Origin of the sequence: Shewanella xiamenensis, assembly GCF_024971755.1 — a bacterium.
Lineage (GTDB): Bacteria > Pseudomonadota > Gammaproteobacteria > Enterobacterales > Shewanellaceae > Shewanella > Shewanella xiamenensis.
Window position 1 is genome coordinate 1,799,531 of sequence record NZ_CP079718.1, and the last position, 24,192, is coordinate 1,823,722.

Genomic DNA, 24,192 nt, shown 5'->3' on the forward strand with positions numbered 1-24,192 from the left:
GCGCGGTTTTTGTTTGAAATCCGTTTGTTCTTATAACACGCCTTACGCTTTTAGATCATTGCCTAAGCTTGAGATTGTCGAGGTTTTACCTTTATCGTTATACGTCAGCGTGGTGGCATTTCGGCTCGCCTGCAAGGCTTGAGCAAAGCGGTTTAGGCTTGCAAGATTCATCTCGATCAAACTAGCATTTTGTGCGTTGAGATCTTTGCATTCTGCGAGTGCCTCTTTAACCACTGCCATTTTATCGGATAGCTCAACTTGCTCTGTGAGTAAGGCTTTATCACTGTGACCAGCCAGCAAGTCATCATTTGCTTTAAGGGCTTGTAGACATGTTGATTTTTGCTCAGCAAGCGACAAAAGCAAATCGGCGTTTTGGTCAACCAAAGCGCCTTTTTCCTTAAGAATAATTTGTTTAAGAACAGCCAAATGGGCGTGTTGTTGATCTACCAGTTTAGCTATTTCTGTCATAGTTACTCTTTATTAAGCTCATTTAATTCTGCTTCGAAGCTGGCAATATTCGCAGCCAACTTTTCGGGATCAATTTTATAACGACCTTCGGCAATGGCTTGTTTTATTTCGGCCACTTTCTTTTGGTCGACTTCAGGTAGGCTGGCCATTTTGGTTTGAGCTCCTTGAAGCTGTTGAGCTTGAGCCGTAATGACAACTGAGTCACCTTTTTGTTGAGTCGATTTAGCCGCAACCTGAGTCGATTGCTCGCTTTCGCTGTTCTTTTTTGTACTGTTTGAACGGACTTGCGCGGCCGCTCCGGCGTTAAATTTGCTAATATCAATTGCCATGTTAGGCTCCAGCGTCGTGTATACGGGATTTCTTAACTGGGGTATCGGCAGCCCATCGAAAAGCTTTAGCTTATTTTACATTCTAACTTCGACTTCGCCAATGGCTGTGACTATAGCATCTAGTTCCTTGTTTGAGCTGCTATTTTTGACCCTAATTTGGTCACCAATATTACCATCTTGCAGTGCTTCCCCCACGGTTTTTAGTACAAAATTACTGGAACGGACATAAATCGACACTGAATCATTCTTACAAACAAAGCAAAGGTTGTTTGCAAAAATGGGAAAATTTTTGGCAACACGGCGTTTAACCCGTACGCCTGAAAGTTGGCTGGTATCGCTAAATTGCATTCCGCGTAAGCTATTTTGATCAATATAACGGATTTCAATCTGAGTCGGACTGATTAACTCGCCTGGCGCCAGTGTTTCGCTGGCTACCACAACAGGGAACATAATATCAACACGTACCGACATAAAAATCTGCCAAGGGTAGGCCAAATCCGGTGTGTCACAGCTGACTTTTACTGTGTTGTTGCGGCTGATTTCCCTATCCGATGCTAGTTCAACTTTTATTGGGGACGCGCATTGTGCTGGTAATAGTCGGTTATCAATAGACTGGGGAGCGATTTCCACTTTGGCATTCGCCGGTACTGAAATCTTTTCATTAATAAGGGCTTTAGCTAACTCTGATATCGCCGATACGCTAGGTACCTCGGGAGCTGCATTGGCCGCCGAGGTGAGAAATAATGCGATAACACATAAAAAATATACTAAATTTACTTTCATAATGAAGAGACTAGCTTGTAACGCCAGAATGCACCTATACTTTTATCAAACGTGAAACTGTCCTGTGTCGTTAAGGCCAAAATTTCGTGTCAGAAGTTTGACTCAGTTTCAACTATGGTTATGGATAACAAGACGCAAGCAATTAATATGCCTATACTCAAACGAGTTTTAGGGCCGTACATAAACAGAACAACAAGGCAGAGTTATGTCGAGTATTCTTGATTCAGTCAACAAACGCACCCAACTCGTAGGTCAAAACCGACTAGAACTATTGCTATTTAAGTTGAATGGTCGTCAACGTTTTGGGATTAACGTATTCAAAGTAAAAGAGGTTCTGCAGTGTCCACCATTAACGGCCTTGCCTAAACTTAATCCCTACGTTAAAGGGGTGGCACATATTCGCGGAACGACCATTTCAGTCATCGATTTAAGTGCCGCAACTGGTGGGCGTCCGCTCGCGAGTACCGAGAATTGCTTTATTATCATTTCGGAATATAACCGTAGTGTGCAGGGGTTCTTGGTTAGTTCTGTTGAACGTATTATCAACATGAACTGGGAAGCTATTATGCCGCCACCACAAGGTGCTGGGCGTTATTCCTATTTAACCGCGGTTACCGAGATTGAAGGTGAGTTGGTTGAAATCTTGGATGTTGAAAAGATTTTAGATGAAATCTCACCTGTCAAAACGGCCATTAGTGAAGAGGTTAATGAGCAACTTACTCTCGATAGAAGTCAGCATTACCATATTATGGTGATTGATGATTCGGCGGTGGCACGCAAGCAAATTATTCGGTCGTTAGAGTCGTTAAATTTACAAATTGATACGGCAAAAGATGGCCGCGAAGCATTGGACAAGTTAAAGGCGATTGCTAGTGAAATGAACAATGTCGCGGAAGAGATCCCATTAATTATTTCCGATATCGAAATGCCTGAAATGGATGGTTATACCTTAACGGCAGAAATCCGCGACGATCCAAAGCTCAAGCATATTAAGGTCGTTTTACATACCTCACTCAGCGGCGTGTTCAACCAGGCCATGGTGCAAAAAGTAGGCGCCAACGACTTTATCGCGAAATTCAATCCTGATGAATTAGCGGCAGCAGTGAACAAGCATTTAAGTTTGTAGTGAAAGTGTGGGTTAGTGCCTAGTAGCGCTTTACGCTATAATCTAGCCCTTATTACATGATTGTTGGCACTTATTTGGGTGCTTGCTATAGGATCTAGGACGTGAATGTGCCTGACAAATCACTCGCTGAAGCCGAATATAATCAATTTAGGTTGTTCCTAGAACAACACAGCGGCATCGTACTGGGGGAAAATAAACAATACCTAGTACGTAGCCGTCTTGCTCCTTTGATGGGCAAATATAATCTGCCTTCGTTATCCGATGTGGTAAAACATTCGATGAAGCCCACGGAGCGAGCCTTACGGGCAGAAGTGATCGACGCCATGACTACCAATGAAACCTTATGGTTTCGTGACCGTTATCCGTTTGAGTTGCTCAATAATGTGTTGTTACCTGAATACAGTAAGTTGGGGCGTCCATTAAAAATATGGTCCGCTGCCTGCTCGTCTGGCCAAGAGCCTTATTCGTTGGCAATGACTATCTTAGAATATCAACAGAAGAAGCCGGGAGCTTTGCCGGGCGGCGCCTCGATCCAAGCAACCGATCTTTCGCCTTCGATGTTGGAACGTTGCAAAAATGCCGAATACGATAGTTTGGCGCTAGCGCGTGGTTTATCCGAGGAACGTAAGCGCCAGTTTTTTGATGCTTTGCCCTCTGGCAACATGCGAGTTAAGGATAACGTTAAGCGTTTAGTCAATTTTCGCGCCCATAACTTACTTGAGAGTTACACCTTACTCGGCAAGTTCGACATTATCTTCTGTCGAAATGTGCTGATCTATTTTGCCCCAGAGGCAAAAGCAAAAATTTTGCGGCAATTCGCTGCCGCATTAAATCCGAAGGGCATACTTTTTCTCGGCGCGTCAGAATCCATTGCGGGCCTGACAGATGAGTTTGACATGGTGCGTTGCAACCCTGGTATCTATTACCAGAAAAAGACTTAATGTTATGATATTAAATAAAAATTACCGACATTAGTCGGTAATTTTTTACCCCACCAAACCCCATTTCTACACATTTCTGATAGTTTCTGTTTTTTGGCACATGAATTGCTTTGTTCCCGTGAGAGTCACGATGGAGGCAATTTTATGGCGATTAATTTTGATAAGGCACTAGGTGTGCACCAATTCACTTTGGGGATACGTGCCGAGCGTGCCGAAGTGATTTCAAGCAACATCGCAAACGCCGATACGCCACATTATAAAGCCCGTGACGTCGATTTTTCTGCGGCCTTAAATATTGCGAAGACCCAGCAACAGCAACGCAATAGCCTTGAGATGACAGGCGATGAGCAGCATTTTGGCCTCGCACAGTTAACGGGACAATACATGAAGTTCCGTGTGCCAAATCAGCCAGATACTGGAGATGGTAATACAGTGGATATTCAACAGGAACAGTCGGCATTTATGCAAAATGCCCTCGAATATCAAATGTCTCTGGGATTTTTGGACAGTAAGTTTAGCGGCATGAAAAAAGCGCTGAGAGGGGATTAATCATGAGTTTATTTAGCATTTTTGATGTGGCTGGCTCTGGTATGTCAGCTCAGTCCGTCCGACTCAATACCACGGCGAGTAACATCGCTAACGCCGATTCTGTTTCTAGCAGTATTGATAAAACTTACCGCTCACGTCATCCCATTTTTGAAGCTGAAATGGCGAAAGCGCAGAGCCAACAGCAAGCTTCTCAAGGTGTTGCAGTAAAAGGCATCGTTGAGAGCGATAAACCCCTATTAAAAGAGTATTCGCCTGATCACCCGATGGCGGATGCGGATGGTTTTATTTATAAGCCGAATGTAAATGTCATGGAAGAAATGGCGGATATGATTTCTGCCTCTCGCTCATATCAGATGAATGTTCAAGTCGCTGAAGCCGCAAAATCTATGCTGCAACAAACACTTGGGATGGGTAAATAACATGCGCGATTTAGGAGGTAAGCTGTGAGCCTCATTAACCAACTTAGCCAGAATACGGCTCAGACGACTCAAACTAAGAGCCAATCGAATACGGTAGCGACTAATACCACGAGCACAACGAGTACATCAACCGGCAATCCATTTTTAGATGGGATCCGCTTGCCTAGCCAATCTGTTGTGCCAGAAGCCAAGAGTCAACAGCTGACACAGGAAGACTTTTTTTCATTACTCAGTCAGCAGTTGTCGATGCAGGATCCGTTTAAGCCCGTCGACAACGACCAGATGATTGCACAAATGGCATCTTTTTCTACCGTGGATGGTATTTCAAAGCTCAATGATGAGATTGTTAATTTAAACAGCGTGATGACATCGAGTCAGGCGCTGCAAGCATCGGGATTAGTTGGACGAAAGGTGTTGATCCCAACCGATACCGGCAATGTGTCAGTCGAAAGCCCCACCCTGAGTGGCGTGGTGAGTACGCCAGACAAAATTCCTGTGATTAACGTGCGTGTACTCGATGAAAAAGGCCAAGTGGTTAGCACCTTTAACATCGATGGCAGTGATGGCGGCAACATCCCAGTGACATGGGATGGTCTGAATGAAAATGGCCAACCTGTCAGTGCTGGCAATTACACCATTAAGGCCAGTGGTCTTGTTGATGGAGAATCTCAAGAGCTTGCCGTTTCGACCTATGCCCACGTGACCAGCGTTTCTCTGGGCACTGCAAGTACTGGGGCGATTCTTAATCTTCGCGGTGGTGCAGGTATTAAGCTCTCTGATGTACTCGCGGTATCAGAAACCTAATTTGTCAGTATTGAGTTGGACCTGGGTCCTTAATTGAATTGAGTGAAATGTAGAGGTGAATTATGTCGTTTAACATTGCATTGAGTGGCATTTCTGCTGCACAGAAAGACTTAAACACTACCGCGAACAACATCGCGAATGCTAACACCATTGGTTTTAAAGAATCGCGTGCTGAATTTGCGGATGTTTACGCTAATTCAATTTTCTCTAACTCTAAAACCGCTGTCGGTGGTGGTGTGGCAACGAGCCAAGTGGCGCAGCAATTCCACCAAGGTAGTTTGCAGCTGACCAATAACTCCTTAGATTTAGCGATTAAAGGGGGCGGCTTTTTTGTCACGGCTTCTGAGATTGGCACCCTAGATCATCAGTTTACCCGTGCTGGCGCATTTAAAGTCGATAAAAATAATTATATGGTTGATTCTGCAGGTAATTATCTGCAAACCTTCCCTGTTGATAAAGATGGTAATTCGACATCGGTCAGTTTAACGACGGCTAAACCTGTGCAAATTCCTGATACTGCTGGCAGTCCAGTTCAGACTGAAAACGTGACTCTGCAGATGAACTTAAATGCGAAAGAAGGTTCACTCGATCCTGCTGCCTTTGACCCGCTGGACTCTAAAACCTACAACAGTGTGACCTCCATGACGATTTACGACTCACTCGGTGAGCCGCATATCATGACCACCTATTTTGTGAAGCCAAACAACGGCTCTTACAACGGTGAAAACAACTGGGTTGCCTACTACGCAATTGATGGTAAGCAAGTGGATGTGTCTGGTCCTGCGGGGACTTATCAGACGGATACCAATGGCGATGGTACGGCTGATGGTACAGAGACAGCCCAAACCACAGGCGGTTGGAAAGGTTCGGTATTGAAGTTTAACTCTGTCGGTGTGTATACCGGAAGCGATCCTGCTGTCGTGACAACTGAAGCATTAGGCGTGGGTGGTGCTGGTGTGTTAGGCCCTGGTGCCGATGGTACTCAAGATGTGACCATTAAGTTCAATGCACCGACTCAGTATTCAGCTCCGTTTGCGGCCACCGAATTAACTCAAGATGGTACGACAGTGGGCCGTTTAACCAACGTTGAAATCGGTGAAGATGGTTTGATCACCGCCAGCTACTCTAACGGTTCAACCGTGCCATTATCCCGCGTTGCCTTAGTGCGTTTTGCCAACGAGCAAGGTTTAACGCAGGTAGGTAACACCTCATGGAAAGCGAGCCTTGAGTCGGGTCCAGCACTTGCGGGGGAACCCAACAGTGGTACCTTCGGTAGCATCAGTTCTTCGGCATTAGAGCAGTCCAACATCGACTTAACGACTGAGCTGGTGGATTTGATTTCGGCGCAACGTAACTTCCAGGCTAACTCGCGTACCCTCGAAGTGAACAACACTCTGCAACAAACTGTACTGCAAATTCGTTAAGCTGATTTACTCCTTTTCTAAGTGTTGCCGCTGGCGGCAACACTTAGCCTCTTTTGGCGTTGTCGCCATTTCCTCATAATCTTCTCCCAATTTATCAGTAAATTAGCCATTAATTTTATTGGCATGATGCTTGCTTTGCTATTGTCAGGTTGAAACTTTGACGGAGCAGTCTGTGGACAAATTCCTTTATATCTCCATGAGCGGCGCTAAGCAAAATATGAATGAATTGGCGTTGCGTGCCAACAACTTAGCCAACGCAAATACCGATGGATTTAAGTCGGATATGGCGCAAGCCAGATCGATGCAAGCCTTTGGTGAAGGATTACCGACAAGGGTCTTTGCCATGGTTGAAACCCCCTCCGCCAATTTTCGTTCGGGCCCGATTAAATCTACTGGACGCGATCTTGACGTTGCCATTAAAGGTGACGGTTGGTTTGCCGTGCAAGCACAGGATGGTAGTGAAGCTTATACCCGTTCTGGCAGTCTCAGTTTTGACTCAACAGGTTTATTGCATAACGACCGTGGTAATCCCGTGATGGGTGATGCCGGACCGATAGTGTTACCGCTGCCAATTGAAAAGGTCACTATTTCACAGGATGGGATTATCTCTGTTCGTCCTCAAGGTGCGACGACAGAAGTCGTCGAAGAGGTCGGAAGATTAAAGTTAGTAAACCCTGGCAATGCACAAATGATGCGCGGCGAGGATGGGTTGTTCCGTTTGGTATCCGGTGATCCGGCGCCTGCCGATCCCAGTGTATTTGTAGAAAGTGGTGCTGTAGAGGGCAGTAACGTCAATCCAGTGGATGAGATGGTGTCCTTAATCGACCTACAGCGACAATTTGAATTGCAAGTGAAGATGATGAAAACCGCGGAAGAAAATGACCGCGCTTCATCTTCATTAATGCGGATTAGTTAGGAGATAAATTATGCATCCAGCGTTATGGATTAGTAAAACTGGCTTAGACGCACAGCAAACCGATATTGCGGTGATTTCAAACAACGTCGCTAACGCCAGTACTGTGGGCTATAAAAAAAGCCGCGCGGTATTTGAAGACTTACTTTATCAAACTGTTAACCAAGCGGGTGGGATCAGCGCCTCTAACACTAAGTTGCCAAACGGTTTGAACATTGGTGCGGGTACCAAGGTGGTAGCCACCCAAAAAATGTTTACCCAAGGCAATATGCTGACCACGGACAACTCGCTCGATTTGATGATTGAAGGCCCAGGATTTTTCGAAGTGCAGCTCCCCGATGGGACTACGGCTTATACCCGTAATGGTCAATTTACCTTAGATGATACTGGGCAAATTGTCACACCGGGTTCGGGTTATGTGTTGCAACCTGCGATCACTATCCCTGAGGATGCAACCAGTATTACAGTCTCTGCTGAAGGGGAAGTTTCGGTAAAAACACCAGGTGCGGCGGAAAACCAGGTCGTTGGGCAGCTAAGTATGACCGACTTTATTAACCCGTCGGGTTTAGATCCTATGGGACAAAACCTATACACCGAAACTGGTGCGAGTGGTACGCCTATTCAAGGCACTGCATCACTTGATGGTATGGGAGCGATTCGTCAAGGTGCGTTAGAAACCTCTAACGTGAACGTGACCGAAGAGCTAGTTAACCTCATTGAAAGTCAGCGGATCTACGAGATGAACTCCAAAGTGATTTCGGCGGTCGATCAGATGCTGGCTTATGTGAATCAGAATCTATAGAGGCACATGATCATGGCTAGATATCTACTATTGGCTAGTACGCTCTTGCTGGCGGCATGTAGTTCAACTCCAAAGAAGCCGATTGCGGATGATCCCTTCTATGCCCCAGTTTATCCCGAAGCACCACCGACTAAAATTGCTGCAACGGGGTCGATTTACCAAGATAGCCAAGCGGCGAGTCTTTACTCGGATATTCGTGCCCATAAAGTCGGTGACATTATCACTATCGTGTTGAAAGAAGCGACTCAGGCGAAAAAGAGTGCCGGTAATCAGATCAAAAAAGGTTCTGATATGACACTCGATCCCATTTATGCCGGCGGGAGCAATGTGTCTTTAGGCGGTATTCCCCTCGATTTACGCTACAAAGACAGCATGAATACTAAGCGTGAATCCGATGCAGATCAAAGCAATAGCTTAGACGGCAGTATCTCCGCCAATATTATGCAAGTGCTCAATAACGGTAACTTAGTTGTGCGCGGTGAAAAGTGGATTTCAATCAACAATGGTGATGAGTTTATTCGCGTGACCGGTATTGTGCGCTCGCAGGATATCAAGCCAGATAACACCATTGATTCAACCCGTATGGCCAATGCGCGTATTCAATATAGCGGTACTGGTACTTTCGCCGAAGCGCAAAAAGTGGGCTGGTTAAGCCAGTTCTTTATGAGCGATTGGTGGCCCTTCTAAGGAGTCATATCATGAAATATAAACTCATTTTGGCCGTTGTTATGTTGGCGTTTTCGATGCCAAGCCAGGCTGAACGCATTAAAGATATTGCTAATGTGCAAGGGGTACGAAATAACCAGTTAATTGGTTATGGCTTAGTAGTGGGGTTGCCTGGTACGGGTGAGAAAACCAATTACACAGAGCAAACATTCACCACCATGCTTAAAAATTTCGGCATCAATTTGCCTGAAAATTTTAGACCCAAAATCAAAAACGTGGCCGTGGTTGCTGTGCATGCCGATATGCCAGCGTTTATTAAACCAGGCCAAGAATTGGATGTGACCGTTTCAAGCCTCGGTGAAGCAAAAAGCTTACGTGGTGGGACGTTACTGCAAACCTTCCTCAAAGGGGTTGATGGCAATGTATATGCGATTGCCCAAGGCAGCTTAGTGGTAAGTGGTTTTAGTGCCGATGGTTTGGATGGTTCGAAAGTGATTCAAAACACGCCAACGGTTGGCCGTATTCCTAACGGCGCAATTGTTGAACGCAGTGTGGCTACGCCGTTTTCTACTGGCGATTATTTGACGTTTAACCTACGTCGCTCGGATTTTTCGACCGCGCAGCGTATGGCCGATGCGATTAATGATCTGCTCGGCCCTGATATGGCACGCCCATTGGATGCAACGTCGATTCAAGTCAGTGCGCCAAGGGATGTATCACAACGGGTGTCTTTTTTAGCTACGCTCGAAAATATCGAGGTGGAACCTGCTGAGGAGTCTGCCAAAGTGATTGTGAATTCGCGCACTGGCACGATAGTCGTTGGGCAGAACGTCAAGTTATTACCTGCGGCTGTGACTCATGGTGGTTTGACGGTGACGATCGCCGAAGCGACTCAGGTGTCTCAGCCAAATGCGCTAGCCAATGGCCAAACAACAGTGACCAGCAATAGCACGATAAATGCGACTGAAAGTGATCGTCGGATGTTTATGTTTAATCCCGGCACGACCTTAGATGAATTAGTGCGCGCCGTGAATTTGGTCGGTGCAGCCCCTTCTGATGTCCTTGCCATTCTGGAAGCGTTAAAAGTGGCAGGAGCTTTGCATGGTGAACTTATCATCATCTAATTTCTGTCGGGAAAATCATGGAAAAGCTTTCAAGTTCATCACATTTTCTTGATCTGGGCGGGCTCGATAACCTGCGCGCCCAGGCTCAGAAAGATGAAAAGGGCGCTTTGAAAAAAGTTGCCCAGCAATTTGAAGGCGTTTTTGTGCAAATGCTGATGAAGAGCATGCGTGATGCTAATGCGGTGTTTGAGTCTGACAGTCCCCTCAATAGTCAATACACCAAATTTTATGAGCAGATGCGGGATCAGCAATTATCCGTCGACTTATCGGATAAAGGTGTGCTGGGGCTGGCTGACATGATGGTGCAGCAGTTGTATCCTGAGTCAAGCCAGCTAACACCTGCATCGGTGCTACGTAATGATGGTGGCATGAAACTAGAACATGACGCTAAAGCCTTTAATATTCCTGTTCAAGCCCCATCGACTGCTGAAGCTATAAATAGCAACACTTCAGAACAAGCCGCACAAGGTGTACCTGCATCGATAGCGCGTCCAAATGTTGAATTTGAAAAGGCCGATGGTGTCACTTCTTCCTTAGACATTGACCGACCTGAACGCTTGTTGGCGATAGATACACCTAAGCCTACCTGGTCTGAGCAACCCTTATCACCGATAGAACCTGTTATCAGCGGCCAAATATTGCCGACAGTGGCATTTAGAGAAACGCAAAAGACGCTTAAGTTTGGTAGCCGTGAAGAATTTTTAGCGACGTTATATCCCCATGCCGAAAAAGCCGCTAAAGCCCTTGGCACTAAACCCGAAGTGTTATTGGCTCAATCGGCTCTCGAGACTGGTTGGGGGCAAAAAATTGTTCGCGGAAATAACGGCACTCCTAGCCATAACTTATTCAACATTAAGGCTGATCGCCGTTGGCTTGGGGATAAGGCTAACGTGAGTACCTTGGAATTTGAGCAGGGTATTGCCGTTAGACAAAAAGCCGATTTTAGGGTGTATGCCGATTTCGAGCACAGTTTTAACGATTTTGTTTCCTTTATTGCTGAGGGTGAGCGTTATCAAGATGCTAAAAAAGTCGCCGCTTCACCAACCCAATTTATTCGTGCATTGCAGGATGCGGGCTATGCCACCGATCCAAAATATGCTGAGAAAGTCATTAAAGTGATGCAGACAATAAGCCAAGAGCTTAAGTCGATACTGCAAGGAGAAGACAAATGATAAATCTTCATAGGTTATTAGTTCTGAGGAGTGTCGGCTAATGGCGATTGACCTATTAAATATTGCTCGTACTGGGGTGCTAGCCTCGCAGTCGCAACTTGGGGTTACCAGTAATAACATTGCCAACGCGAATACCGCAGGTTATCACAGGCAGGTGGCAACCCAGTCGACGCTAGAGTCACAACGGCTTGGTAATAGTTTTTATGGCACGGGGACTTACGTTGATGATGTAAAACGTATTTACAACGACTATGCGGCAAGAGAATTACGTATTGGACAAACAACCCTAAGTGGTGCTGAAGCGAGTTATGGCAAACTCAGTGAGCTCGACCAACTGTTTTCTCAAACCGGTAAAATGGTGCCGCAGAGCTTAAATTCTCTCTTTGCTGGAGTAAACAGTTTAGCGGATTTACCTGCTGATTTAGGTCTTCGCAGCTCAACCCTGACTGATGCTAAACAAGTGGCAAGTAGCTTGAATCAGATGCAATCGAGTCTAAATGGCCAGCTTACGCAAACCAATGACCAGATCACGGGGATGACTAAGCGCATCAACGAGATTAGTAAGGAGCTGGCTAATTTAAATCTCGAGCTGATGAAATCGCCAAATCAAGATGCCATGTTACTCGATAAGCAAGATGCACTCATTCAAGAGCTAAGCCAATATGCTCAGGTGAATGTAATTCCTCAAGAGAATGGTGCAAAAAGTATTATGTTAGGTGGTTCGGTGATGTTGGTTTCCGGTGAAATCGCCATGACGATGGATACTAAAACTGGAGATCCATTTCCCAATGAATTGCAATTGACGTCAAGTATTGGCTCACAAAGTGTTGCTGCCGATCCGAGTAAATTAGGCGGGCAATTAGGGGCGTTGTTTGAGTACCGTGATCAAACGTTAATTCCTGCAAGCCATGAGCTTGATCAGTTGGCCCTGGGGATTGCTGATAACTTCAACAAAATGCAGCAACAAGGATTAGATCTAAATGGCCAAGTGGGAGCGAATATCTTTAGGGATATTAATGATCCTTTGATGTCATTGGGTCGTGTTGGTGGCTATTCAAACAATACTGGTAACGCAACCTTAGGCGTGAATATTGATGACACAAGCTTATTAACGGGTGGCTCATATGAGTTATCTTTTACTGCGCCGGCCTCCTATGAACTAAGGGATACAGAAACAGGGGTAATTACACCACTGACGTTAAATGGGTCGACCTTAGAAGGTGGTGCTGGATTTTCAATCGATATTAAAGCAGGGGCGATGGCTTCAGGTGATCGCTTTATTATTCGACCTACTGCGGGCGCCGCTAACGGCATTACCGTTGAAATGACGGATCCTAAAGGCATTGCTGCGGCTTCGCCTAAAATAACACCAGATACCGCGAACTCGGGTAATACCCAAGTTAAAGTGACGCAAATTACTAATCGTAGTGCCGCCAACTTTCCCGTTACTGGCAGTGAATTGACGATCCAGCTCGATACCACCGCGATACCTCCAACCTATGAAGCATTTGATGCCTCCGGAACCTCCCTTGGCGCTGCCGCTCCTTATACTCCCCCAAGTATAAGTGCCTTTGGTTTTACCTTTGAAGTTGATAGTACCGCAGCCGCCAGTAATGACAGATTTACCTTTAACTTAGCCTTTGCTGAAGGCGACAACTCTAACGCCGTTGCTATGGCCAAATTGAGTGAAAGTAAAGTGATGAATGGGGGGAAGTCAACCTTAGCGGATGTATTTGAAAATACAAAAATTGACATAGGCAGTAAGACAAAAGCGGCCGAAGTGCGTGTAGGGTCTGCAGAGGCTATTTACCAACAAGCCTATGCCAGAGTAGAAAGCGAATCGGGCGTCAACTTAGATGAAGAAGCCGCCAATTTAATGCGTTTTCAACAGGCTTATCAAGCCTCTGCTCGTATCATGACTACGGCACAACAAATTTTTGACACCCTATTAACTTCAGTGCGTTAGGAGATTTAATCATGCGACTATCATCCGCGCAGATCTTTAATCAAAGCATTACGAGTGTACTGCAAAAGCAAACGGCAACTAGCAAGATCCTCGAACAGCTCAGTAGCGGCAAAAAAGTCAATACTGCGGGTGATGATCCCGTTGCGGCGCTAGGTATCGATAACCTGAATCAACGCAATGCCTTAGTCGATCAATTTATGAAGAATATTGACTACGCGACTAATCGATTAGCAGTAACTGAAAGTAAGTTGGGGAGTGCCGAAAATCTGGCATCTTCCATACGTGAACAAGTTATGCGAGCGGTAAACGGCACACTAGCGGATTCTGAGCGGCAAATGATTGCCGATGAAATGAAAGGAAGCTTAGAAGAGTTACTGTCTATTGCCAATAGTAAGGATGAATCTGGCAACTATATGTTCTCTGGTTACAGCACGGATAAAGAGCCATTTGCTTTCGACAACTCAACACCTCCCCAAATAGTTTATAGCGGTGATTCTGGCATTCGAAATAGTTTAGTGCAGTCTGGCGTTGCACTAGGAACTAATGTCCCTGGCGACACCGCTTTTATGAAAGCCCCCAATGGACTTGGCGATTATAGTGTCAATTATTTGGCCAGCCAGCAGGGCGAGTTTAGTGTTAAAACGGCGAAGATTGCTGATCCAGCAACTTATCTAGCTGATACATATACATTTAATTTTTCAGATAATGGTTCTGGTGGAACCAATTTACAAGTACTTGATTCAGCCAATAATCCAGTGGCGAACATTGCTAATTTTGATGCGGCAACCCCTGTAAGTTTTAATGGTATTGAAGTCAACATTTCTGGAAAACCCAGCGCTGGCGATAGTTTCACCATGGAGCCACAGTCTGAAGTCAGCATTTTCGATACAATCAGTCGTGCGATCGCATTAATTGAAGATCCTAATTCAGCTAACACACCTCAAGGTCGATCTCAGTTGGCACAGATATTGAATGACATCGATAGTGGTGTCAATCAGATCAGTTCTGCCAGAAGTGTGGCGGGGAATAATCTGAAAGCCGTTGAAAGCTACAAAGATACTCACATCGAGGAACAAGTGTTGAATACATCTGCTCTTTCTCTACTTGAGGATCTTGATTACGCGTCAGCGATTACGGAATTTGCAAAGCAGCAGCTTGCATTGAACGCAGTCTCTAGCGTGTTTAGTAAGGTGGGTTCTGTTTCCCTGTTTGATTATATTTAATCGTGATTTTTAGGTGTAATAGCCTAAATGCACTGGTAGTTTCAAGATTGGAAATGGCCAAGCTTCGAAGTCTTGGCAAGATACTTAGAAGAGGAAAATACTATGGCTATTACAGTTAATACCAACGTGACTTCGATGAAGGCACAGAAAAATTTAAATACATCCAGTAGTGGCTTAGCAACCTCTATGGAACGTCTATCGAGTGGTCTGCGTATTAATAGCGCCAAAGATGACGCTGCGGGTTTAGCAATCTCAAACCGTTTAAATAGTCAAGTGCGGGGCTTAGATGTGGGTATGCGTAATGCAAACGATGCCATTTCTATTGCCCAGATTGCTGAAGGCGCAATGCAAGAGCAGACTAATATGTTGCAACGTATGCGTGATTTGACCATCCAAGCAGAAAACGGTGCGAACTCAACTTCTGATATTGATGCAATTAAATCAGAAATTGATGCATTAGCCTCTGAAATCTCAGCAATTGCAAACTCTACAGCATTTGGTAACACTAAATTACTGGATGGTTCATTTTCTACTGGTAAGACATTCCAAGTGGGGCACCAGAATAAAGAGGATATTACGGTTTCTGTGTCTAAAGTGACTGCAAGTGCTCTAAAGGTGCAGGCTTCGGATGTTAAGGTTTCTACTGCAGCCCAGAGAAGTACTTCACTAACAAATATTGATGCAGCAATTAAAGCCATTGATAAGCAAAGATCAAACTTGGGTGCGATTCAGAATAGGTTAGCTTATAACATTAGTAATAGTGCTAATACTCAAGCTAACGTTGCCGATGCGAAGAGCCGTATTGTGGATGTTGACTTTGCGAAAGAAACGTCAGTTATGACTAAGAACCAAGTACTGCAACAGACTGGGTCTGCGATGCTCGCTCAAGCAAACCAATTACCACAAGTGGCGTTGTCATTGTTGGGCTAAGCTTAAGTTAGCGTATCTTTTGTAGAGTACTTTTGCCTACTTTTTCTAGCTACGATTAGAAAAGTAGGCAAAGTTTTTAATTGAAAAGCTTTATCTTTATGAAAAAAAAGATTTTTTATAAACATAAAAATTTTTTAAAAATAATACTAAAGATAAAAAAAAGATGGCCGTTAAATATACTGTAACCACTAAGACCCGCCTGGCTTAAGCAGACAGGCAAGTTTAGATAAAGCCAGGTATAAAGAGGAAACGATCATGGCCATTACAGTAAACACAAACGTTACATCTTTGAAAGCACAGAAAAACCTAAATACTTCAGCAAGCGGCTTGGCCACCTCCATGGAACGTTTATCCAGTGGTCTGCGCATTAATAGCGCAAAAGACGACGCAGCAGGTTTAGCTATTTCTAACCGTTTAAATAGTCAGGTTCGTGGCTTAGAAGTGGGTATGCGTAACGCCAACGATGCGATCTCTATTGCACAGATTGCTGAAGGCGCGATGCAAGAACAAACTAATATGTTGCAACGTATGCGTGATCTGACTATTCAGTCTGAAAACGGTTCAAATTCTACATCCGATCTTGATGCTATAAAATCAGAGCTGGACGCGCTTGCAACTGAGATTACTGCTATTGCTAATACAACAGCATTTGGTAACACTAAGTTACTGGATGGTTCATTTGCTACTGGTAAGACATTCCAAGTGGGACACCAGAATAAAGAGGATATAGCGGTTTCTGTGTCTAAAGTGACTGCAAGTGCTCTAAATGTACAGGCTTCGGATGTTAAGGTTTCTACTGCAGCCCAGAGAAGTACTTCACTAACAAATATTGATGCAGCAATTAAGTCAATTGATAACCAAAGGGCAAAATTAGGTGCTATACAAAACCGTTTAGCTTATAACATCAGCAATAGTGCTAATACGCAAGCTAACGTTGCTGATGCGAAGAGCCGTATTGTAGACGTTGACTTTGCGAAAGAAACATCGCAAATGACCAAGAACCAAGTGTTACAACAAACAGGTTCAGCAATGTTGGCGCAAGCTAACCAATTACCCCAAGTGGCCTTATCACTACTTTAATAACATACTGAAGTATAAGGCTCTAAGGGAGGTTCGGCAACGGATCTCCCTTTGCCACATTAAAGGTTGATAAAGCTTTTAAAGTAGACTTGTTTTATGATAAATAAAACAAGGGGTTAATATGGTGAGGTGTGGCTATGGATATCAATATATCAAATTCAGCTACTATGGTTCACAATAAAGTCGATTTAGCTCAAGTGTCTCCAAAGACTCCAGCTTCAGGAGTTGAGTTAAAGGGAGATGCCGCAGTATCGACAATTGAACAAACCATTGCACAAGATGGTGTCGATAACGAATTTAATCCGGCTAAACTTACGCAAATTGCTACTGAGCTGTCGGATATGATGTCTATGATGCGTAAGGGGCTTGCATTTAAGGTTGATGAGAAGTCAGGTCAAGCCGTTGTGACTGTTTTAGACAAAGATACGGGTGATGTCATTAGACAAATGCCGAGTGAAGAAGCACTAGCATTAGCTGAAAAGCTATCTGAAGTGACAGGGCTTTTGATGAAAACAGAGGCTTAAATACTGACATTACTAAATATAGTGATAGTTGATGAGTAAGGGGTTTGTATGGCAATCACAGCGACAGGTATCGGTTCAGGGTTAGATACTGCTAACATTGTAAAAGTATTAGTGGATGCTGAAAAAGTTCCTAAAGAAGCAATGTTTAAAGCACAAGAAGATAGCATTAAAGCTGAGGTTTCTGCTATGGGAACCTTAAAAAGCGCACTGACGACATTTCAGGATGCCGTAAAAAAATTACAAACCGGTGAGGCTTTAAATCAACGCAAAATATCCGTTAGTAATAGTACATATTTAACTGCAACTGCTGATAAAACAGCTCAAACAGGTAGTTATGCTATTAAAGTTGAACAGCTTGCTGTCAACCATAAGATTGCAGGAGCAAATGTTGCGAATCCTGCATCTGGTGTTGGTGAAGGAAGCCTAGATTTTGACATCAATGGAAAAAATTTCTCTGTTGATATAGCCGCAACAGATTCCCTTGATGCAATAGCCAAAAAAGTCAATAAAGCTTCTGACAATGTGGGTGTTACCGCAACCGTAGTTACCAGTGATGCTGGTAGTCGATTGGTGTTTAGTTCCAATAAAACGGGTGAGGATAATCAAATCAATATTACTGCGACTGACACTTCAGGCTCAGGGCTCAGTGATATGTTTGATGCCAGTAATATTACAACATTACAAGATGCCAAAAATGCAGTGATCTATATTGATAACCAAAAAGTCACCTCGCAAACTAATGAAGTTAAGAATGCGATTACAGGTGTGACTTTACAGTTAACAGATGCTGATCTTACTAAAACCACTTCACTCAAAATAGAACAAGATAACGATGCAGTTAAAACAAACGTTAAGGCATTTGTTGATGCCTACAATAGCTTAGTTACAACGGTCGATGAGCTGTCATCCTACGATCAAGATACAAATACTGCAGCGGCATTGCAGGGCGACTCGATGATCCGTTCGATTGAATCACAACTCCGTCGTATTGCGAGCGAACGAGTGCCTACCGAAGATGGTGGTTCTATAGCTTTGTATGATATAGGTATCACAACAGATAGATATGGTAAGTTATCTATTGATGATACTAAGCTTGATAAAGTGCTTTCTGAGGATATGTCTAGTGTTGAAGCTCTCTTTGCTACACCAGAAAAAGGCTTAGCTAATCGGTTTTACGATGTTTCTGAAAGCTATGTTAAATCCCGAGGCGTGATTGCAGATAGAGAGACAAGTTATACTAATCAGCAAAGTAGGTTAGCAGAACAAAGAGAAGCTTTTACTCTTAAAATGGACCAGAAAACTGCCCGTTTAACAAAACAGTTTAATGCAATGGATCTTGTCGTAGGACAACTTAACCAGCAGAGTAGTGGTTTACAAGCTAGTTTAAACTCGCTTCCTGGAGCAGTTAAAAAGAGTTAGTAAGTAAGGAAACGTCTAGTGAAACAACTTAATGAACTTAATGAACTTAATATAACGCTCAGCGACACATTGAATCAGTTAACTCGCATCCCCGCAGAATATCCTCAAACTGACGAGTTGGTGTCAAATTTGCAGGTACTCGTTGGAGAGCGTCAACTTTTACTCAATGTATTAGTGGCTGATGCTAGCATGACGGACGCTGATTATCTTCAGTGTCAGCTTGACCTCACTAAAGAGTTCACTATTAAGGCAAATCACATCATGGCGGACAGGCAAGCATTATTACATGCGGGCAGTAAGAATAAGCGCAAGATCAGTGTTTACGAGACTATAGATTCAAACAGGTAGGTATTTATGAGAGGATCGCTGCAATCATATCGTAAGGTTTCGTTAGAAAGTGAGATCACTGTAGCTTCACCGCATCGAATCATTCAGTTAATGTTTGCTGGAGCGCTGCAACGTTTGGCACAAAGCCGTTACGCTATTGAGCAAAATGATTTGGCCAATAAAGGTATTTATATTAATAAAGCTATCGGTATTATTACCGGATTGAGTAATAGTTTAAATATGGATGCCGGTGGGCAAATAGCTAAAAATTTGAGTGAGTTATACGATTTTATGTTACGTAAGATTTCTGAAGCTAACCTCAATAACGATGTAAAGGCCATTGATGATGTTTGTGATATTTTACGAACCATCAAAGAAGGGTGGGATGCCATCCCTGTAGATAAACACAATATATCTTCCCATACTGAAGAAGCTCGTTAACCCTACTTTTAAGTAATAAAAAAGACGCACCCTAAAGTGCGTCTTTTTTGTCTTGTGTCAATTAATTGACCTTTTTAGCTAGAATCATAGCTTAAATGAACTAAAATCAATTCAGTTTGGCAGAATCGGCATTCGAGGCTTGCTTCTCGACTGCTGATAATACAATATTCATCACAGTAGTGATGGTGGCACAGATTGTTACATTGAATTTGTTAAGCTTTTACAGCAACTAATCATAAAATAATTAATGCAAATTAATACATATTAGAGCTTTACGGCCTACTGAATGATGCAAACAGATCAACGAATTTTACTTGTCGGAACCCCATCAGAGCGCTTAAGTCGCCTGTGTTGCATTTTTGAATTTTTGGGTGAGCAGATTGAAATCGTCGCCATCGAAAAGTTAAGTCTTTGTCTGCAAGATACCCGGTTCCGCGCTTTAGTGGTCACTGCTGATAACATGCCAGCTGATGCTCTCAAGTCACTTGCGAGTCAGTACCCATGGCAACCCATTTTGTTATTTGGCAATGTAGATGATCTGCAAGTGTCGAATGTACTGGGTCACATTGAAGAGCCATTAAACTACCCACAACTAACCGAACTCCTGCATTTTTGTCAGGTTTATGGGCAAGTCAAACGTCCACAAGTCCCAACCAGTGCAAATCAAACCAAACTGTTTCGTAGCTTAGTGGGTCGTAGTGAAGGCATTGCCAATGTGCGTCACTTGATTAGCCAAGTCGCCACCTCTGATGCCACTGTATTAGTCCTGGGTCAGTCGGGGACAGGTAAGGAAGTGGTTGCTCGGAACATTCATTATTTATCTGAGCGCCGAGATGGTCCTTTTATTCCGGTTAACTGTGGCGCGATTCCGCCTGAGTTATTGGAGAGTGAATTATTTGGCCATGAAAAGGGCTCTTTTACTGGGGCAATTAGTTCTCGTAAGGGCCGTTTCGAACTTGCCGAAGGTGGCACGCTGTTCCTCGATGAAATTGGCGACATGCCTTTGCAAATGCAGGTAAAATTGCTGCGCGTGTTGCAAGAACGTGTCTTTGAGCGTGTTGGGGGAACTAAAACGATTAATGCTGATGTACGTGTCGTAGCGGCAACCCATAGGGATCTTGAAACTATGATCAGCAGCAATGAGTTCCGTGAAGATCTTTATTACCGCCTTAACGTCTTCCCGATCGAAATGCCAGCATTAAGTGAGCGTAAGGATGATGTTCCTTTACTGCTGCAAGAGTTAGTGAGTCGTGTCTATAACGAGGGGCGTGGCAAAGTTCGTTTTACTCAGCGTGCTATTGAATCGTTAAAAGAACATGCTTGGTCAGGTAACGTCCGGGAGTTATCTAACCTTGTTGAACGCCTAACGATTTTATATCCAGGCGGTTTAGTCGATGTGAACGACTTGCCGATAAAGTATCGTCATATTGATGTGCCTGAGTATAGTGTCGAACTCAGTGAAGAGCAGCAAGAACGTGATGCGCTCGCTTCGATTTTCACCAGCGAAGAGCCAGTAGAAATTCCTGAAACGCGTTTCCCCAGTGAGTTACCACCTGAAGGCGTTAACCTCAAGGATCTGCTGGCTGAGCTTGAAATCGATATGATTCGTCAGGCGTTAGAGCTGCAGGATAACGTCGTTGCGCGTGCTGCAGAAATGCTCGGTATTCGCCGTACTACCTTGGTTGAGAAAATGCGTAAGTACGGAATGACGAAAGAATAGTCATTTTGATGTTATTTATCTTATTGTTTTATCTATCTAAATTCATTTCCTAATTTGGCATAGAATCTGCAAACACTCCGTCATAAGCAATTTTTTGACGGAGTGACTATGTCTGCTCATCCACTAGCGCAAATTGAAACATTCAAGCACACTAGCAAACAATGGAACCAACTGCGTGAGGCCGCCAATATGTCCAATCGGATGGAGCATATTTTACAGGCTATGCCCTCTGGCGTGGTGATTTTGAACGGTGATGGTATTGTCACCGATGCAAACCCCGTAGCCGTCGAATTGCTGGAGCAGTCGTTATGCGGCGCCCGCTGGATTGATGTGATCCATACGGCGTTTGCGCCACAGGACGATGATGGCCATGAAGTCTCATTACGCAATGGCCGCCGAGTCAAATTTGCGATTACCCCATTAACGCCGGAACCTGGCCAATTAATTGTGCTGACGGATCTGACCGAAACTCGTCTACTGCAAAAGAATCTTTCCCATCTGCAGCGCCTGTCAGCCCTCGGCAAAATGGTGGCGACGCTGGCGCATCAGGTGCGTACGCCATTGTCGGCTGCACTGTTATATGCTGCTAATCTGGCCAGTCCCAAATTATCGGAATCTGCTAAGGCAAAATTTCAGCAGAAATTAGTGGATAGACTCAATGAGCTTGAACGCCAAGTGAACGATATGCTGCTGATGGCCAAAGGACGTCAAGATGAGCTGGGCGAACTGATTAATCTTAATGATGTTATCGAGAATGTTGTTGCTAACTGTGAACCAATAGTTGCTAAGCATGGCGCTGAACTGGCGGTAACCAATATTTCTAATAGCTTAATGCTGGCGAATGTGAATGCGCTCAGTTCAGCCGTCAATAACCTCGTGATGAACAGTCTTGAAGCCGGGGCAACGCAGATCCAAATCGTTGCTAGTGATAGCAATGAACAGTTACATCTCAATGTCATCGATAATGGCAAAGGGTTGGATGCTAAGATGCAACAAAAAGTGTTGGAACCTTTCTTTACCACTAAAGCTCAGGGGACAGGTTTAGGCTTAGCCGTTGTACAGTCTGTGGTGCGTAATCATGGCGGCCAACTGCAATTAAGCTGCATGCCCAATAAGGGTTGTACTGTGTCGCTAACCTTCCCGCAGGCGAAATCGGCTGCTGTATTGCCGCTGGAGAAACCCTATGTCTGAAGCCAAATTACTCTTAGTCGAAGACGATGCCTCCCTGCGTGAGGCTTTGCTCGATACCTTAATGTTGGCGCAATACGACTGTATTGATGTGGCATCAGGTGAAGAAGCCATAATCGTACTAAAACAACATCAATTTGATCTTGTGATCAGCGATGTGCAGATGCAGGGCATTGGCGGCTTAGGCTTATTAAATTACTTACAGCAACATCATCCCAAATTGCCCGTGCTGTTAATGACGGCGTACGCCACTATAGGCAGTGCTGTCAGTGCAATTAAATTGGGCGCCGTCGATTATCTGGCAAAACCCTTCGCTCCAGAGGTGTTGCTCAATCAAGTTTCCCGCTATTTACCACTCAAACAAAATAGCGATCAACCTGTGGTTGCCGATGAAAAGAGTCTTGCGCTCTTGTCTCTGGCACAGCGGGTGGCAGCATCCGATGCTTCTGTGATGATCCTTGGGCCAAGTGGTTCGGGTAAAGAAGTGTTAGCCCGTTATATTCATCAACATAGTAGCCGTGCTGACGAGGCCTTTGTGGCCATCAACTGTGCGGCCATCCCCGAGAATATGCTTGAAGCCACATTATTTGGTTATGAAAAGGGCGCCTTTACCGGTGCTTACCAAGCTTGCCCCGGTAAATTCGAACAAGCACAGGGCGGAACTTTATTACTCGATGAAATTTCAGAGATGGATTTAGGGTTACAGGCCAAACTGCTGCGCGTATTGCAAGAGCGTGAAGTAGAGCGGTTAGGCGGCCGTAAAACCATCAAGCTGGATGTGAGAGTGCTAGCAACCTCAAATCGTGATTTAAAAGCCGTAGTTGCCGCGGGGCAATTTAGGGAAGATCTCTATTATCGCATTAACGTGTTTCCATTGACGTGGCCTGCGCTGAATCAACGGCCTGCGGATATTTTACCCTTAGCTCGGCATTTACTCACAAAACACGCAAAGGCACTAAATGTGCTTGATTTACCAGAGTTTGATGAAGCTGCTTGTCGTCGTTTACTCAGTCACCGCTGGCCGGGTAATGTGCGGGAGTTGGATAACGTTGTCCAACGCGCGTTAATTTTACGTGCTGGGGCTGTGATTAGTGCCAACGATATTATTATCGATGCCCAAGATGTGCCTCTGTCATCCGATGACGCCGAATACGCCAACGAGCCGGAAGGTTTAGGTGAAGAGTTAAAAGCGCAGGAGCATGTGATCATTCTCGAAACCTTAGCGCAATGCCAAGGTAGTCGTAAGCTGGTTGCCGAAAAACTTGGGATCAGTGCGCGCACCTTAAGATACAAGATGGCCAGAATGCGCGATATGGGGATTCAATTGCCCAACTAAGTCGAGTTTTGCAACCTTTCTAGCACCATCGCCACTGGTTATCCTTTGGCGATTTCACACCTATGACCTCTGCAATTCTTTTTAGCTCGGCCAAGTAAAAACTTGGCCGTAGTTTTGCATATCCTCGTTATCTTGAGAGTTTAATCGTCAATAACTCGACGATGGGGAGCACGACATGCAAATTGGCGCGAATTCATTACTGCAAGAAATGCAGTCACTTCAAGGTGAAATCAAACCCTCTTTTGGGATTTCACCTAATAATATTGTGCAGCAAGTGAATAACACCAGTGGTGCTGACTTTGGCCAGCTACTTTCACAAGCCATTGGTAATGTGAGTGGTTTGCAGTCAACCTCATCTAACCTCTCGACTCGCTTAGAAATGGGTGATACCACCGTGAGCCTTTCTGATACTGTTATCGCCCGCGAAAAGGCCAGTGTTGCCTTTGAAGCCACAGTCCAAGTGCGCAATAAGCTCGTTGAAGCTTATAAAGAAATAATGAGCATGCCTGTTTAGGCCT

At 44.5% G+C, this 24,192-nt stretch carries 26 protein-coding genes; 23 read left to right on the top strand and 3 right to left on the bottom strand.

Annotated elements, in window-relative coordinates; all coding sequences use genetic code 11:
* Positions 1-42 precede the first annotated feature (42 nt).
* The 3 genes from KXJ80_RS09065 to flgA all read right to left on the bottom strand — a co-directional run bounded on the left by KXJ80_RS09065 (position 43) and on the right by flgA (position 1,580).
* Complete coding sequence (locus KXJ80_RS09065) at positions 43-468, bottom strand: flagellar protein FlgN (RefSeq protein ID WP_218737129.1); 426 nt, start codon at positions 466-468, stop codon at positions 43-45.
* Between the two features lie 2 nt (positions 469-470).
* Complete coding sequence (gene flgM, locus KXJ80_RS09070) at positions 471-797, bottom strand: flagellar biosynthesis anti-sigma factor FlgM (RefSeq protein WP_218737128.1); 327 nt, start codon at positions 795-797, stop codon at positions 471-473.
* Positions 798-872: 75 nt separating this feature from the next.
* Positions 873-1,580, bottom strand: a complete 708-nt coding sequence (gene flgA, locus KXJ80_RS09075) for a flagellar basal body P-ring formation chaperone FlgA (RefSeq protein WP_086903739.1) — start codon at positions 1,578-1,580, stop codon at positions 873-875.
* Between the two features lie 205 nt (positions 1,581-1,785).
* Here flgA and KXJ80_RS09080 point away from each other — a divergent pair, with 205 nt between their 5' ends.
* The 23 genes from KXJ80_RS09080 (at position 1,786) to fliE (ending at position 24,188) form a co-directional block, all read left to right on the top strand.
* Positions 1,786-2,706, top strand: coding sequence for a chemotaxis protein CheV (locus KXJ80_RS09080; RefSeq protein ID WP_259474659.1), 921 nt, complete (start codon positions 1,786-1,788; stop codon positions 2,704-2,706).
* 101 nt (positions 2,707-2,807) lie between these two features.
* Complete coding sequence (locus KXJ80_RS09085) at positions 2,808-3,647, top strand: CheR family methyltransferase (RefSeq protein ID WP_011716394.1); 840 nt, start codon at positions 2,808-2,810, stop codon at positions 3,645-3,647.
* A 144-nt stretch (positions 3,648-3,791) separates the two neighbouring features.
* Entirely contained in the window at positions 3,792-4,196 is a 405-nt protein-coding gene (flgB, locus tag KXJ80_RS09090) for a flagellar basal body rod protein FlgB (RefSeq protein WP_086903737.1), read from the top strand.
* 2 nt (positions 4,197-4,198) lie between these two features.
* Entirely contained in the window at positions 4,199-4,615 is a 417-nt protein-coding gene (flgC, locus tag KXJ80_RS09095) for a flagellar basal body rod protein FlgC (RefSeq protein ID WP_011622048.1), read from the top strand.
* Between the two features lie 24 nt (positions 4,616-4,639).
* On the top strand, positions 4,640-5,419 hold the full coding sequence (gene flgD, locus KXJ80_RS09100; RefSeq protein ID WP_086903736.1) for a flagellar hook assembly protein FlgD: 780 nt from the start codon (positions 4,640-4,642) through the stop codon (positions 5,417-5,419).
* Between the two features lie 62 nt (positions 5,420-5,481).
* Positions 5,482-6,843, top strand: coding sequence for a flagellar hook protein FlgE (gene flgE, locus KXJ80_RS09105; protein WP_086903735.1), 1,362 nt, complete (start codon positions 5,482-5,484; stop codon positions 6,841-6,843).
* A 172-nt stretch (positions 6,844-7,015) separates the two neighbouring features.
* Complete coding sequence (gene flgF / locus KXJ80_RS09110) at positions 7,016-7,759, top strand: flagellar basal-body rod protein FlgF (protein WP_011716399.1); 744 nt, start codon at positions 7,016-7,018, stop codon at positions 7,757-7,759.
* A gap of 10 nt (positions 7,760-7,769) precedes the next feature.
* Positions 7,770-8,558 carry a flagellar basal-body rod protein FlgG gene (gene flgG / locus KXJ80_RS09115; RefSeq protein ID WP_011716400.1) on the top strand — a complete coding sequence of 263 codons (789 nt, stop codon included), beginning with the start codon at positions 7,770-7,772 and terminating at the stop codon, positions 8,556-8,558.
* Between the two features lie 12 nt (positions 8,559-8,570).
* Complete coding sequence (gene flgH / locus KXJ80_RS09120; RefSeq protein WP_011716401.1) at positions 8,571-9,245, top strand: flagellar basal body L-ring protein FlgH; 675 nt, start codon at positions 8,571-8,573, stop codon at positions 9,243-9,245.
* Positions 9,246-9,256: 11 nt separating this feature from the next.
* A complete protein-coding gene (locus KXJ80_RS09125; RefSeq protein ID WP_037420597.1) occupies positions 9,257-10,348 on the top strand; it encodes a flagellar basal body P-ring protein FlgI in 1,092 nt (363 codons plus the stop codon).
* Positions 10,349-10,365: 17 nt separating this feature from the next.
* Positions 10,366-11,520, top strand: a complete 1,155-nt coding sequence (locus KXJ80_RS09130; protein ID WP_259474660.1) for a flagellar assembly peptidoglycan hydrolase FlgJ — start codon at positions 10,366-10,368, stop codon at positions 11,518-11,520.
* Between the two features lie 40 nt (positions 11,521-11,560).
* Positions 11,561-13,486 carry a flagellar hook-associated protein FlgK gene (gene flgK / locus KXJ80_RS09135; RefSeq protein ID WP_259474661.1) on the top strand — a complete coding sequence of 642 codons (1,926 nt, stop codon included), beginning with the start codon at positions 11,561-11,563 and terminating at the stop codon, positions 13,484-13,486.
* An 11-nt stretch (positions 13,487-13,497) separates the two neighbouring features.
* Complete coding sequence (gene flgL / locus KXJ80_RS09140; RefSeq protein WP_259474662.1) at positions 13,498-14,709, top strand: flagellar hook-associated protein FlgL; 1,212 nt, start codon at positions 13,498-13,500, stop codon at positions 14,707-14,709.
* Positions 14,710-14,811: 102 nt separating this feature from the next.
* Positions 14,812-15,639, top strand: a complete 828-nt coding sequence (locus KXJ80_RS09145; RefSeq protein WP_088585285.1) for a flagellin N-terminal helical domain-containing protein — start codon at positions 14,812-14,814, stop codon at positions 15,637-15,639.
* A gap of 255 nt (positions 15,640-15,894) precedes the next feature.
* Positions 15,895-16,719 carry a flagellin N-terminal helical domain-containing protein gene (locus KXJ80_RS09150; protein ID WP_086903733.1) on the top strand — a complete coding sequence of 275 codons (825 nt, stop codon included), beginning with the start codon at positions 15,895-15,897 and terminating at the stop codon, positions 16,717-16,719.
* Between the two features lie 137 nt (positions 16,720-16,856).
* On the top strand, positions 16,857-17,243 hold the full coding sequence (locus tag KXJ80_RS09155; protein ID WP_088585287.1) for a flagellar protein FlaG: 387 nt from the start codon (positions 16,857-16,859) through the stop codon (positions 17,241-17,243).
* A 48-nt stretch (positions 17,244-17,291) separates the two neighbouring features.
* Positions 17,292-18,662, top strand: coding sequence for a flagellar filament capping protein FliD (gene fliD, locus KXJ80_RS09160; RefSeq protein ID WP_259474663.1), 1,371 nt, complete (start codon positions 17,292-17,294; stop codon positions 18,660-18,662).
* Positions 18,663-18,680: 18 nt separating this feature from the next.
* Positions 18,681-19,010, top strand: coding sequence for a hypothetical protein (locus KXJ80_RS09165; protein WP_037424799.1), 330 nt, complete (start codon positions 18,681-18,683; stop codon positions 19,008-19,010).
* A gap of 6 nt (positions 19,011-19,016) precedes the next feature.
* Complete coding sequence (fliS, locus tag KXJ80_RS09170) at positions 19,017-19,430, top strand: flagellar export chaperone FliS (protein ID WP_037424797.1); 414 nt, start codon at positions 19,017-19,019, stop codon at positions 19,428-19,430.
* Positions 19,431-19,716: 286 nt separating this feature from the next.
* Positions 19,717-21,150: a sigma-54 dependent transcriptional regulator gene (locus tag KXJ80_RS09175; protein ID WP_047539521.1), complete on the top strand. Its 1,434-nt coding sequence runs from the start codon at positions 19,717-19,719 to the stop codon at positions 21,148-21,150.
* Between the two features lie 108 nt (positions 21,151-21,258).
* A complete protein-coding gene (locus KXJ80_RS09180) occupies positions 21,259-22,341 on the top strand; it encodes a sensor histidine kinase (protein ID WP_011716413.1) in 1,083 nt (360 codons plus the stop codon).
* Positions 22,334-23,674 (top strand): sigma-54-dependent transcriptional regulator, encoded by a 1,341-nt coding sequence (locus KXJ80_RS09185; protein WP_259474664.1) that lies wholly within the window; start codon positions 22,334-22,336, stop codon positions 23,672-23,674. Before KXJ80_RS09180 ends, KXJ80_RS09185 begins: the two co-directional genes overlap by 8 nt.
* A gap of 175 nt (positions 23,675-23,849) precedes the next feature.
* On the top strand, positions 23,850-24,188 hold the full coding sequence (gene fliE, locus KXJ80_RS09190) for a flagellar hook-basal body complex protein FliE (protein ID WP_011716415.1): 339 nt from the start codon (positions 23,850-23,852) through the stop codon (positions 24,186-24,188).
* Positions 24,189-24,192 lie beyond the last annotated feature (4 nt).